This window comes from Pedobacter sp. NEAU-ZC8, from assembly GCF_059278965.1.
The window spans coordinates 1-12,763 of the sequence record NZ_JCAJXC010000025.1 but is presented as its reverse complement, the minus strand read 5'-3'; the positions used below and the strand labels follow the sequence as shown (position 1 = coordinate 12,763).

Below are 12,763 nucleotides of genomic sequence, written 5' to 3'. Positions count from 1 at the left end.
TTATGCTACCTGATCACCCTTATACTTGTTCAGTACCCAACCTATAAAGCCAGGATGTTCACTAATTACCTTGATGAGATTTTTATCAGCATCATTTAGAACTCTACCCGACTCATATACGCAAAGAGTCTGTTCAGTGAACATTAGCCACTCTTTAGTAATATTCATCTCATTTAGACTATTGATATCAATGATGATGAGATCGAATTCACGACGAAGAATGTCAAATCCAGCTTTTAGGTTCTTTACATTCTGAATCTCAAAGAGCGAATTTTTTTCCGTTGTCTTATTCATTATAGTGATCAGGTCTTCAACATGAATTTCTTTTTTAACGAGAAACTTTTGGAAATTTTGGTTTATTGAAAGTTCTTTACTCCCGGAGGAGGTAATAGGCTGATCATCTGCAATCAAAAGTATTTTTTTTCCGGTCATTGCGAATGCATAGGCAAGGCCATACGAAAGAAAAGTCTTTCCTTCTCCATTATCAAGGCTAGTCACTCCAAGGATCTTGGTGGCGCGTTCATCCATCTTAGTATTGATCTCAAACCGAAGGGATCTTAACAAATCTTTAAAAATTTTAAAATCATTATTCTCGCCTTTATTCGCCCAAATGCTTCTAATTTCTCGATCGGATCCCCCAAGCATGTTAATCATTCCAATACACTTGGATCCGGTAATCTGCTCAAGCTGGCTAGCCGTTATAACGGACCTATTCGTTATAAACAACAACACCAAAAATGAGAAACACAAGAAGATACTTGAAAGACCTGCACCAGCGACATATAGCCCTCCTTTGGATGGCTCAGGACTGCCCGGTAATCCATATTGCTCGATCTGTAGTTGAAGACCTAATTTTTGCTTTGCGGTACTAGTATTATAGATCTCCAAAGCCGCCGTGTACTCTTTAGTTGCTAACTCTGCTTCCCTTTGATAGTTTTGTATATCGGCGTCGAAAGGAACCATACTCTGGTATCTAGCTCTCAAAATAGATAATTGATTGTCCAATGTTCTAATACTGCTTTTAGCTTGTTGCAAGGCAATTTCCAAAGCCAATTTTTGCTGCACCAAGCTTTGTTTTGAGGTTCTCGGATCTAATATATTTTCATCAATGTTTTTAGAACTCTTTTCACTAATGATTTTTGTTAAAGAATCAACTTTCTTTTGGTCTTTCGCATTAAAATTATTGTCGATGTAGCTGGCATTCGCTATTTCCAATTGCCTTTTCAATCTAACTATTTCTTGGTTATCATTTCTGCTGCTTCCTCTAACATATGGATCGTTGCCCTTCAATTTCGCCTCTATCACTGAGATTGCTCCAGAATTAGATTGGATTTCTTTCAAAGCCTGTGCTCTTTCAACTTCATACCGCGATATTTGCGTGTATACTGTTGCGGACTGTTCATCTAAATTCAATACGCCTTTCGACCGCTTAAATTCAGAAAGCGCATTGTTCTTTTCATTCATAATGATTTCCTTACGTCTTAACAAAGAATCAAGCACCGCAAGAGAAACATTCTGGTTAGTATTCATTTCGGAACTGTGATTCAGGATGAATTCGGAAGCAAGCGTATTAACAACGAAAGCTGACAATTCAGCATGTTCAGACACAAAATCTATATTGATGAAGTCACTATTTTCTACATGGGAAATCTCAACTTTTTCAGCTAAATCTTCCTCCCCATACCCCATAGAAGTGACGATATCATACAGACGATATTTGCCCTTGTTATCAGCTAGAGTAAGAAGCGATTTATTTGAAAGTCTCGTTTTAAATATCTTTAGTAGCTCTACTTTCTGTTGTTGATTTAAAGAATCAAGCTGCTTACTATAGCTTCTAAATGGGCTCTTTGAGTTCTGCAGATCATGAATCATAAGGTGGTAGGACAGCAGATCCGAGATCTTTTTAGCCTTTAACTTTTCAATAATACCATTAAACTGTAGACTTACTGCAAAGAAATCAGTAGTCTCACTAGAAACTAATTTCTTTGAGGGATCAAGAATACCTGTCGATATACGAGCCTCGGAACGATATTTCTTAGGCAAATTTTTCGTTAAAAAATAAGTAACTATAGCAGCAATTATAGGCACTATGATCAATAGCCACTTATATCTGTTAACGAGTTTTAGAAATGATTTTAAATCCATCAATGTGTTATTTAACGTCAGAAAGCTTCACCCCAATAATTTCCTCAAGTAAATCCTTAGTTTTCAGATATTCAATCTCGGTTGCTACTTTTTCGGACTCCGAAGCAGACTGATTTAGCCTAGATTGGTTGTAAGCATCAAGTGTGATCTCACCTTTTTCGAACTTGTTGCGCAGACTTTCGCTAACACCTTTATTATCCTGCGCTATTTTTGTCGCGATCTTAAGTTGGCTAATCTGCTGTACGTAATCGTAATATCTTCTTTTAACCTCCATCTCGACAGCTTTGTCATTCTGTTGAGCTTCTAAAACAGCAATCTTGTAATCTGCTTTCGCTCGTTTAACCTGATATGGCTTAGCCAGAAGGTTCCCGACATTGACACTCACACCTAACTGAATACCATTGAAGTTGTATGGATTTACGGGATCAAGAACAGACTTATTCTCCGGTCGATAGAAATAAGAACCATTTAAAATGTCGAGATATGATGCTTGTGCAATAGAGATACCTGTTTTTACGAGTTCCTTTTTCGCTTCAGCAATCTTCATCTGTGGGAAGTTTGTTTTTGCCAGGTCAATATACTTTTGAAGATCAGAGTAATTGATATCTTTCAATATTGATTCCTGTGCATTACTTTCAACACTTCCAAGTAATAAAATAGATAAGGTAATTTGTAGTAGTTTTTTCATTGAGAACTAAGAGTTAAGATGGTTGTTTTATTTAAGAACGGAAAAGACTAAACGTTTTCCTTTTGAATCAAAGCAGGTATGGTCTTTAAGATGATTTTCAAATCCAGCAAGATTGAATAGTTTGCTGCATAAAAATTATCAAGTTCCTTGCGCTCCTGATCAGACATATCTTTTTGACCACGCTTACTAATTTGCCAAAGGCCAGTAAGTCCAGCAGGGCCCAAAAAGCGAGTTGACCATTCATTAGTCGTTAATTGCTCGGCTTCATAGAGCGGTAAAGGTCTGTTTCCAACCAGCGACATATCTCCGATCAACACATTTACAAGCTGAGGAAGTTCGTCAATACTCGTTTTTCGCAGGAATTTTCCAACCTTGGTAACGCGAGGATCATTTTTAAACTTTACAAAGGCAGATTTAGCCTTTGTATCGCTTGATTGTACATCACCGGAATACTGGTTAAGATCAGAAATGGAATCCAGCATCTTGTCTGCATCACTGCGCATTGATCTAAACTTGTAAAAGTCAAAGATTTTATAGCCAGCACCTACCCGCTTACTTTTATAAATCACAGGGCCTGGCGATTCTAACTTCACACAAATGGCTGTAACCAGTAATAACGGAGAAAGCACCAAAAGTCCAATGCCTGATGCCACAACGTCAAAAGCACGTTTTACCATCGGCACCTGATATTCGACATCCATCTGCTTTGACAGTTCCAATAACCGCGGCTTTATTAGCTTGAACTTGATAAGGAAATTCAAGCGCTCAAAAAAGTCTTCTAACGGGAAAGGATAAGTATAATAGTCGTTTACCTTCAGCTTTAGCGCTTTTTTCCTCCAAGCCTTATCTTCTTTTATTCCAGCTAAAACAACGATCAAACCTTGTAGAAGTGGATTGCTCTTGATGTAAGCAACCTGCTCAAAACAATCTTTATTATCATCAACCTCAATGATCAAAATATCTGGCAGAGACAACAAAGACCTATTATCCAGATACACCTTAAATTTTAAGGGATGGTCAAAATGTTCCAGACTGAAATTTGACCTATCATCAAATATTGTCGTTTTTAACAAATTCCCATAGTACACGATCTTAGCGGTTATCATCGGAATGGTAGTTGTTGAAATCATGAGGCGAGAAGTTCTGAAATGGAGGTTTTTAGAGCTGTTGGATTAAAGGGCTTTTGTAGATAGCACTCTACATTAAAGGACATGGATTCAACTTTCTGAGCCAAGTCGTCAGCGCCGGACAATATAATTACCGGCGTATTCCTGTAAAGGCCACTCAATTTTAGATTTTTTATTAATGAACTGCCATCGAAATATGGCATCATAAGATCAGAAATAATCAAATCAGGATCATTTCCTTCCTCTAACCACGCAATTGCTTCTATCCCACTGGTCTTAATAACCAGATCGTATGTCGAAGATAAAATGAAGTTGAGCAATTTAAGGATACTAGGTTCGTCATCTATGATTAGAATCACACTCCTAGAATTCATACTATTGTCCATAAGTGATTAAAAGTGTTAAGAGGTTAATTACCAATATTTCACAAACTTAAGAATAATTTTTAACCGTTTTTGCACGCTCGTCTTTAAAAATGAAAAATTTTATTTCTAACTGTGGAATAATCCCCCAACATGCCTGGTTCGCAAAAGTCAATACACATGGGTCCTCAGGCATTAGTGAATCGATGAAACCATCCTTCTAGTACTATTTGGCTCTGAAACAGCCAATTACCGGCAGACATGTTTTTCGTATTTAAATATAAATGTCTAAATTGCCCGAAACACCCCCACAATGAGGATAAACTCCACACTACATTTCTCAAAAATGTACAGGATTTCACAGTGGGTGATCATTAGTATCATATATATAGGTTCCAGAATCTTAAATCTCTATGGATAATAACACGCTCTCACAAATTACTTACCTGGAAAATTGCGCTAAAGCCACCAGATCAAACTACAAAGAATTTGAGAAAGGGCTTGAGCTCGCTTCGTTTTTATGCGACACCTCGGGTGCAAGTTTGACATTACTGCCCGAAAAAAGAAGGTGGCAGAAAGTTGAAAACATTCATACCTCCGGTACCTTCTCGTACAATGACGACCCATATTTCCGGCACATCTTAGAATGTCCGACAATAACAGAATTGTTTGAACCTGCTGTCGATATTGAATCTTCAACGCCCAATGATTTCTATGACACATTAAATTATTACGCAGGTGTCCCCTTGTTTAGCTCAAAAGGTGAAAGAATCGGCAGCCTTGCCGTTTTTGACCGAAGTCTAAAGCCTCCTTTAAATGGGCATCAGCGAAAACTAATGACCTTACTTGGCAGCCAGCTCGTTGCGTTATTCGAAGCAAGCGAGAAAAAACAAAAGTTCAATCAACCATCAAGAGGAGTGCAGGCGGATGATTATATTTTCGAACCAGAGGATTTTCAAACACATTCTTTTGAACAAGGTTCTGAACTGACTACAAACCCTGAAAAAATTAAGCAAGTTCAGTATTTGAAATCTAAAATACGCGACATTGAGCAAACAAGATGCCTGTCCTCCATCGGAAGTTGGGTTCTCGACCTCAGCACATCTACATGTTTATGGTCTGAAATGATGCTACAAATATTTCAGCTTGAAAAAGATAGACAACCCTCCATCGAAGATGAATTATCATTTTATACCCCACATAGTAAAGCTTTAAGAATAGCCGCTTTCCACGCTGCCATACAAGAAGGTATCAGCTGGAATTTAGAACTACAGATAACAAGGAAGGATGGCAGCAATGCTTGGATAAGATCCTACGGCATTCCAGAAATACAGGATGGGATCTGCAAAAGAGTATTCGGTACTGCCCAGGACATTACCGCGGTCAAGAATATAGAAGCCGGACTTGTAGCAGCAAAAGAAGAAGCTGAACTGGCTAATAAAGCTAAGTCTGAATTCCTCGCAAATATGAGCCATGAAATTCGGACACCTTTAAATGGAATAATAGGGTTTACTGATTTGCTCACAAAGACTGACCTAAATGAAACACAACAAGAGTACTTGAACATTGTCGCGCAATCCAGCAATGCACTGCTTAACACAATCAATGATATTTTAGATTTCTCGAAAATAGAAGCTGGAAAGCTGGAGATACATCAAACGAAAAGCAGCCTCCATGAATTAATCGGAGAATCAGCAGATGTTGTAAAGTACCAGGTCCAAAGCAAACGGCTCGAGTTGATCGTGGACATATCGACCAATGCTGCGAAAATCGTTTGGGTAGACGAGATCCGACTAAAACAAATTCTGATAAATCTACTCAGCAATGCAGTGAAATTTACCGAGGTCGGCGAGATTTCATTGAGACTGCATCCAACAACCTCCGAAGATTCTAATGAGGTAACCTACCGCTTCTCTGTAACTGACACTGGTATCGGGATCCAGCCTGATAAGTTACTTAAGATTTTCGAGGCTTTCTCCCAGGAAGATGCATCAACTACAAAAAAATACGGGGGAACGGGTCTTGGATTAACCATTTCCAACAAGCTGTTAGAATTGATGGGCAGCAAGCTGGAAGTTTTGAGCCTTCCTGGAAAAGGCAGTTTATTTTTCTTTGATTTAAAATTAAAAACTGAATCCTCTGAGATGGTCCGGGTGCAGAGTTATCAGGGTATTAACAAAGTACTGATCGTGGATAACAATTCAAATAACCGAACGATCATTAACAGAATGCTACTTCTTAACCAAATTGAGTCCAAAGAAGCTAGTAGTGGCATGGAAGCCATTAACTTGATTGCAGAGGGTGGGAAATATGATGTTATTCTGATGGACTATCACATGCCCAACATGGACGGTCTTGAAACGATCAGAAGGATTAAAAAGATTTACGGCAATCCACGAATTGAACCTGCTTTTATACTGCTCCATAGCTCCTCAGACGAGGTGATTCTCCGGGAATGCGGCAGACTTCAGATCACGCATCGATTGTTGAAGCCTATCAAAATAAAAGATTTAAATAATGTGCTCAATAACCTGATATCAAACGCAGAGACAATTCAACAAATCAAATCGCAACGCGCCGAAGCAATCGCCGAATCTTTTAACATTATCATAGCTGAAGATAATGCTGTAAATATGCTATTAGCTAAGACCATCGTCAAAAGAATTGCTCCAAATGCGACTATTTTCGAGGCCACTAACGGTGTTGAAGCTGTTGAAATTTACAGCAAGGAAAGCATTGACATCATCCTTATGGATGTTCAAATGCCGGACATGAATGGCTATATTGCTACCAAAGAGATCCGCAAAATTCCTAGTCAGCGACAAATACCAATCATCGCATTCACCGCCGGGAATGTCAAAGGGGAGAAAGAAAAATGCCTTTCATCAGGAATGAACGATTTCATCACAAAACCTGTTGTTGCAAGCACGATTGAGGCTTCCCTAAAGAAATGGTTGAAGGAAACGGATGGTATACATTCAAAAAAATGAGGCATTAAAAAAGCCCAGCTTCCGCTGGGCTTTTCTTGCATAAATATTAGTAAACCAAGTTGCTAAAATCTCTGAGCTTAATTCGCTCTTCCTGATTTTTTATCTTTATCTCTACCGATGATATAGCCGGTACCCGCACCAACTACGCCACCAATAATTGCACCTCTACCCTTTTTCTTATCAATCAAAGCTCCACCAAGCGCTCCGGCACCAGCGCCAATGGCAGTACCTTTAGCTGCAGAACTCCAGCCTTTTTTCTGAGTAGTAGTCGTAGTTGTTGCTGAATTTTGAGAAGTTACTGCAGGCGCATTTGCCGCACTACGCTCTTCTGCCAACATCATCAAGCGCTTTTCTTCTGCTTGCTTTGCCTCTTCAGCCTTCTTTTTCTCTAGCTCCGCTAGCTTGGCTTTATTTTCAGCGTCCGCCCGTTTAAAGCTATCTAATCTGATGCTGTCCTTAACTGCAGCAATAGCAGCTTGTTTTGCGGCCTCTTCCTTTTCCTTATTGGAACAAGACGACATCGCCAGGGCAATAAACAATATGGCAAATAAATTTTTCATAATTTTAATATTATTGTGTGCAATTTACATTATAGAAAATATAGTGCCAAAGTATACCTGTCTTATTTGTCCATCAAAGGAGACGACCCCCGCGTCTCTGTTGAGTCTCTATTATCATCTTCGCCGTCAGGGTTATGCGATATAACATCATTATCAATATTATACCGACGGGAAAGCGTTTGATTGTCAGATGACCGGTCAGCATCCAGGCCTAAGTTGTCCTGCTCGTCATGCCTCAACTCCCGTCCTTGGTCGGGCAACAACTGCTCTCCAGCGGATGGGTTTTTATCTTCCTCCTGATTTGATCCTTTTGTTTCCATAATCAACATTTTAATTAACAGAACAATCTTTCGCCCACCAGGTTTGCATTACTGATGTCAATTCTCTATTTTCACCGGAAATATAGATAATACAATATGCGTACAACAGGAAAAGTAAAATGGTTTAATTCAGCGAAAGGTTTCGGTTTCATCACTCCTGAACAAGGAGGAAAAGACATTTTCGTGCATTTTTCAGCAATCGCAGGAGACTCATTCAGAGAACTTAATGAAGGAGATAATGTGGAATTTGAATTAAACGATGGAAAAAAAGGCCCGGAGGCCTCCAATGTAACAGTACTCTAACCTGTTAAACACATCCAAGATCTTAAAGGGTTTGCGCAAGCATGCCCTTTTTTGTTTAGTAGAGATACCTTCAATTTTGCGTATGTGACGCTATTTAAAAATTCAAGGCGTTAACATTAATAGCAATAGCTGATATATTTGATTTATGGAATTAACCATTTGGGGTGCTGCAGAACAGGTTACGGGCAGCATGCACCTGCTAACATTTGACAATTATAAAGTCTTAATAGATTGCGGACTTGATTATGAGAGAGACACTTATCAGGAAGAAAATCAAAACTTCCCCTTTGATCCTTCTACATTAGACCTTGTTATTCTTACCCATGCACATATTGATCATACTGGTAACCTGCCAACTTTGGTTAGACTTGGATTCCAGGGCCAGGTGTTGTGCACGCCAGCAACTGCGGATTTAACGGAGTTGCTTTTGATGGATGCCGTTAACATATTCCTATCCAAGCAAAAGAAATCAGGGAGAGGAAGAGGCCGCAGGCAACATTCCTCAGGTCCTCCTCCCCTCTATCTCCAGAAACACGTGAACGATACCATGGAACGATTCATTACTATCGGTTTTCACAAGAAGTTTCAGTTTCTTGAACAAGCATCTTTAACTTTTGTCCCTATTGGGCATCTTCTTGGTGCAGCAGCTGTAATCCTTGAAATCAACGATGGAGGTACAATCAAGAAAATTGGCTTTTCAGGAGATGTGGGCAGAAAGAACTATCCCGTACTGGTAGACCCAGAAGTATTGCCGCAACTCGACTATCTTGTGCTTGAATCCACATACGGCGGGAAATTCCACACCAAAGATGAATCCCTTGAAGAGAAGCTCGTCCAGACCATCCAGGAAGCATGTATAAAGTATCCCGGCCGACTAATTATTCCGGCATTCAGCATCGGAAGAACCCAAGCCCTTGTATTTACGTTGAACAAGATCTTCAGTAAAGGACTGCTACCGAGGGTCCAGATATTTGTCGATAGTCCAATGGCTAACTTTGCGACCGATATCTATAGAAAACATCATGACCTGGTCAATGATGATGCTAAGGAGTTTTATCGTACCGAAGGTGATGAATTTGACTTCGAGGCTCTATCGTACGTCACAGATAAAAAGGAAAGTGTAACGATATCGAACTATCACGAACCCTGCATCATCATTTCCTCAGCAGGTATGCTGGAAGGCGGAAGAATACAGGATCACCTCTTCCACAACATCCAGAACTACTACTGCACGATATTATTCATTGGGTACTGTGCACCAGGAACATTAGGTAATCGTCTGCTACGGGGCGACCCAATTGTACGGTTGAGGGGCAGAGATTTAATGGTATATGCAAGTATTAAGCAAACAGATCTTTTAAGCGGCCATGGTGACCACCAGGATCTGATTGATACTTTAATCACCCAGGATCCAGAAAAACTGAAAAATATCTTTTTAGTACACGGTGAAAGAAAAAACATGGAGCATCTCCGTGATGCCCTTACCGAACTTCAGTATAATGCTACAATTGCTATTAAGGGCACCACTTATCGTATATAGTATTATTTATATAAGATTTTTTCAAGACAAATCCAAATTCCACAGGTGATTGTACTAAAATTTATACACAAATCCGAATGCCAGTTCAAACCTGCGATTTTGCGTCTTTTTGAAATATTACAAGGTAACAACCTGCATATTAGCAAGTTATTTTTATAAAAAAACTTGCTTTTTATTTGGCAGGGTTATTACATATAGCAGAACAGTAAAGATTATTAATGCACATCTAACTGTTAAAACATGAATTCAAAAATTACAAAATCGGCAATGATTTTATCCTTGGTTGGATTATCGTCCGGATTATTCGCTCAGGAATCAACTCCTGAAACTACTGATAGATTTTCTAAGAAAGATTTCCGCACTTGGTCTATTGGTCTTCATGGCGGTATGCTAACCCCTCATACAATCTTCCGTGGAAAGAATAACGACTTCAGTACACCTACAGAGAACTGGGGATACGGTGGTTATATCAAAAAACAAATAATACCTTCATTCGGTATACAAGCAGATTTTCTCGCTGGTCATGTTGAAGGACTAAGAGCCACCACACCATCAACCACTGCAAATACAGGAACTGAAATTGCAGATTCAAGATTCAAATCGCATGTTGAATGGGCTGCAAGCGTAAGCGGTAACTTTACAATTGCGAATTTAAGCATGAACCAGAAGCGCAGCGTGATCTCGCCTTACCTAACTGGTGGTATCGGATATATGTCTTCTAATGCAGAGACTACAAATGTACCGGGCGGCGGTAAAGGATATACCGAAGATTGGTTTGTACCGGTTGGTGCAGGTATTAAGTTTGGATTAACCAAAGCGGTGAACCTGGATCTTGGCTATACGGTTAACTTTGTTAAAGATGATAACTTTGATGGATATGTCGCAGGAAGTCGTAACGACAACTTCTCCTACGCACATGCTGGTATTGAGATCGCACTTGGTAAAAAGGGTTCGTCTCAGTTAGCTAACTATAGTGCCGTAGCTGCACTTCGTGAGGCCTCTGAAGCAGAAAGCGCCGAACTAAGAAGAGCACTATCCACTCAGGAACAAAATGCAGCCAGAGACAGAGAAGCTTTGATGCAGGATCTTGCAGATGATGATAACGATGGCGTAGCAAACAAATTTGACAAGTGCCCAAATACAGCCGCAGGTACTGTGGTTGACGGATCAGGTTGCCCGCTAAAAGCTCCTGCTCAGGTTGTAAGAGAGCGTGTTATCGTAACTGAAGCTGATCGCAAAGTCGTTGACGAAGCCATCAAGAATCTTGAGTTCGACTTAGGAAAAGCAACTATTCGTTCGAAATCATTCTCGACGCTAGATAAGGTAGCCGCACTTTTAGTAGAGAAGAACTTTAGCTTGAAGTTAGCTGGCCATACTGATAATAGTGGGTCAATGGCGCTGAACCTTAGATTGTCTAAGGAACGTGCTGAGGCTGTTAAAGCCTACCTGGTTAATAAAGGCGCAAATGCTTCACGTATTGAAGCGACAGGCTACGGTCCGAATCAGCCGATTGCATCCAATGCAACTGCGGAGGGCCGCCAACAGAACAGACGCGTTGAGTTCACGTTGTTCTAAATTAGAACCGAATCTAACAAAAAAGGGCCTGTATCATAAATCATGATCAGGCTCTTTTTTTATATAATGGTTTTTTCTACAGGTGTTTTTTTAGGCGCTATATAGTTGCTTTAAAAGGTCTGTTTTTCTTATTTTTAAGTATAAAACATATCAGGAAATGGCAGTTAAGAGACCTACTTTCAGGCCCTATCACCAAAATCAATTGGTGATGCTTCCCCCGAGTCTGGACGACTTAATTTCTGCGGATCATTCTGTCCGCGTTGTCAATGATGTGATTAATCGGATCAATCTTGAGCCGCTTTTAAAAGCTTATCACATTCGGGGTGGATCCAATTATCATCCTTTATTGCTTTTGAAGGTGCTGGTTTATGGTTATGTAACCAATATCTATTCCAGTCGGAAGCTTGCTGAAGCCTGCCGGGAAAGGGTTCCTTTTATGTGGCTTAGCGGCATGAGCAAGCCTGACCACAATACCATCAACCGTTTTCGTGGGGTTCGTCTGAAGCATGCACTTCGCTCGGTGTTTGAAGAAGTTGTTCAATTACTGGCCACCGAAGGGCTGTTAAGCATAGATCAGGTTTATACCGATGGAACTAAGATTGAGGCAAATGCCAACAAATACACCTTTGTTTGGAAGAAATCAATCCAGAGCAATAAAGAGAAAATGAAAAAGCAGCTGGAGGATATCTGGAACTACGCCCAGCATGTCGCTGCTGATGAAGATCGGATGCCTGAACCACCTGACCTTAGTACCGTCAATCCGGAAAGTGTGAATGCCACCGTTGAAAAGCTCAATAAACTGCTTGCAGAAAATGACCAGGTTGATAAGAAGGTGAAGGCCAAGCTGAGGTATATCAATAAGACCTTCCCGGAAAACATTGCCAAATATGAAGAACAGGAAGCTATTCTTGGAGAACGCAATAGTTACAGCAAGACAGACACAGATGCTACTTTCATGCGCATGAAAGAGGACCACATGTTGAATGGCCAATTAAAGCCCGGATACAACGTGCAGATATCCACCTCCAATCAGTATATCGTTAATTACACCATCCATCCAAATCCTACAGACACACTAACCTTAAAAGCCCATCTGGAGCAGCATGAGCGTAGCTTCGGCAAAGCGCCTGAAACCCTTACCGCAGATGCTGGA

The 12,763-nt window shown here is 40.1% G+C and carries 11 protein-coding genes; 5 read left to right on the top strand and 6 right to left on the bottom strand.

The window, feature by feature from the left end:
* The 4 genes from AC5WJX_RS16710 to AC5WJX_RS16695 are packed head-to-tail and all read right to left on the bottom strand — an operon-like array spanning nt 1 to nt 4,334.
* Nucleotides 1-2,145 carry an exopolysaccharide transport family protein gene (locus tag AC5WJX_RS16710; protein WP_494485436.1) on the bottom strand — a complete coding sequence of 715 codons (2,145 nt, stop codon included), beginning with the start codon at nt 2,143-2,145 and terminating at the stop codon, nt 1-3.
* 7 nt (nt 2,146-2,152) lie between these two features.
* Complete coding sequence (locus tag AC5WJX_RS16705) at nt 2,153-2,833, bottom strand: TolC family protein (RefSeq protein WP_494485435.1); 681 nt, start codon at nt 2,831-2,833, stop codon at nt 2,153-2,155.
* 47 nt (nt 2,834-2,880) lie between these two features.
* Nucleotides 2,881-3,963 (bottom strand): sugar transferase, encoded by a 1,083-nt coding sequence (locus AC5WJX_RS16700; protein WP_494485434.1) that lies wholly within the window; start codon nt 3,961-3,963, stop codon nt 2,881-2,883.
* The gene (locus AC5WJX_RS16695; RefSeq protein ID WP_494485472.1) at nt 3,960-4,334 is read right to left on the bottom strand and encodes a response regulator; all 375 of its coding nucleotides are present in this window, start codon (nt 4,332-4,334) and stop codon (nt 3,960-3,962) included. The genes AC5WJX_RS16700 and AC5WJX_RS16695 overlap by 4 nt, the downstream gene beginning before the upstream one ends.
* Nucleotides 4,335-4,735: 401 nt before the next feature.
* Here AC5WJX_RS16695 and AC5WJX_RS16690 point away from each other — a divergent pair, with 401 nt between their 5' ends.
* Entirely contained in the window at nt 4,736-7,312 is a 2,577-nt protein-coding gene (locus AC5WJX_RS16690; protein ID WP_494485433.1) for a response regulator, read from the top strand.
* 77 nt (nt 7,313-7,389) lie between these two features.
* Here AC5WJX_RS16690 and AC5WJX_RS16685 read toward each other — a convergent pair whose 3' ends face one another.
* Nucleotides 7,390-7,872: a YMGG-like glycine zipper-containing protein gene (locus tag AC5WJX_RS16685; protein ID WP_494485432.1), complete on the bottom strand. Its 483-nt coding sequence runs from the start codon at nt 7,870-7,872 to the stop codon at nt 7,390-7,392.
* A gap of 62 nt (nt 7,873-7,934) precedes the next feature.
* The gene (locus tag AC5WJX_RS16680; protein ID WP_494485431.1) at nt 7,935-8,192 is read right to left on the bottom strand and encodes a hypothetical protein; all 258 of its coding nucleotides are present in this window, start codon (nt 8,190-8,192) and stop codon (nt 7,935-7,937) included.
* A gap of 96 nt (nt 8,193-8,288) precedes the next feature.
* Here AC5WJX_RS16680 and AC5WJX_RS16675 point away from each other — a divergent pair, with 96 nt between their 5' ends.
* The 4 genes from AC5WJX_RS16675 to AC5WJX_RS16660 all read left to right on the top strand — a co-directional run.
* Nucleotides 8,289-8,495: a cold-shock protein gene (locus tag AC5WJX_RS16675; RefSeq protein ID WP_440432089.1), complete on the top strand. Its 207-nt coding sequence runs from the start codon at nt 8,289-8,291 to the stop codon at nt 8,493-8,495.
* 145 nt (nt 8,496-8,640) lie between these two features.
* On the top strand, nt 8,641-10,035 hold the full coding sequence (locus AC5WJX_RS16670) for an MBL fold metallo-hydrolase (RefSeq protein WP_494485430.1): 1,395 nt from the start codon (nt 8,641-8,643) through the stop codon (nt 10,033-10,035).
* 240 nt (nt 10,036-10,275) lie between these two features.
* Nucleotides 10,276-11,610 carry an OmpA family protein gene (locus tag AC5WJX_RS16665; protein ID WP_494485429.1) on the top strand — a complete coding sequence of 445 codons (1,335 nt, stop codon included), beginning with the start codon at nt 10,276-10,278 and terminating at the stop codon, nt 11,608-11,610.
* 157 nt (nt 11,611-11,767) lie between these two features.
* Nucleotides 11,768-12,763: IS1182 family transposase (locus AC5WJX_RS16660; RefSeq protein ID WP_494485428.1), on the top strand; the 996-nt coding region annotated here is incomplete at its 3' end.

What these genes read in the sequence shown, in the direction of transcription:
- AC5WJX_RS16710 (WP_494485436.1), bottom strand. Translation starts at nt 2,145, where the DNA reads ATGGATTTAAAATCATTTCTAAAACTCGTTAACAGATATAAGTGGCTA.
- AC5WJX_RS16705 (WP_494485435.1), bottom strand. Translation starts at nt 2,833, where the DNA reads ATGAAAAAACTACTACAAATTACCTTATCTATTTTATTACTTGGAAGT.
- AC5WJX_RS16700 (WP_494485434.1), bottom strand. Translation starts at nt 3,963, where the DNA reads ATGATTTCAACAACTACCATTCCGATGATAACCGCTAAGATCGTGTAC.
- AC5WJX_RS16695 (WP_494485472.1), bottom strand. Translation starts at nt 4,334, where the DNA reads ATGAATTCTAGGAGTGTGATTCTAATCATAGATGACGAACCTAGTATC.
- AC5WJX_RS16690 (WP_494485433.1), top strand. Translation starts at nt 4,736, where the DNA reads ATGGATAATAACACGCTCTCACAAATTACTTACCTGGAAAATTGCGCT.
- AC5WJX_RS16685 (WP_494485432.1), bottom strand. Translation starts at nt 7,872, where the DNA reads ATGAAAAATTTATTTGCCATATTGTTTATTGCCCTGGCGATGTCGTCT.
- AC5WJX_RS16680 (WP_494485431.1), bottom strand. Translation starts at nt 8,192, where the DNA reads ATGGAAACAAAAGGATCAAATCAGGAGGAAGATAAAAACCCATCCGCT.
- AC5WJX_RS16675 (WP_440432089.1), top strand. Translation starts at nt 8,289, where the DNA reads ATGCGTACAACAGGAAAAGTAAAATGGTTTAATTCAGCGAAAGGTTTC.
- AC5WJX_RS16670 (WP_494485430.1), top strand. Translation starts at nt 8,641, where the DNA reads ATGGAATTAACCATTTGGGGTGCTGCAGAACAGGTTACGGGCAGCATG.
- AC5WJX_RS16665 (WP_494485429.1), top strand. Translation starts at nt 10,276, where the DNA reads ATGAATTCAAAAATTACAAAATCGGCAATGATTTTATCCTTGGTTGGA.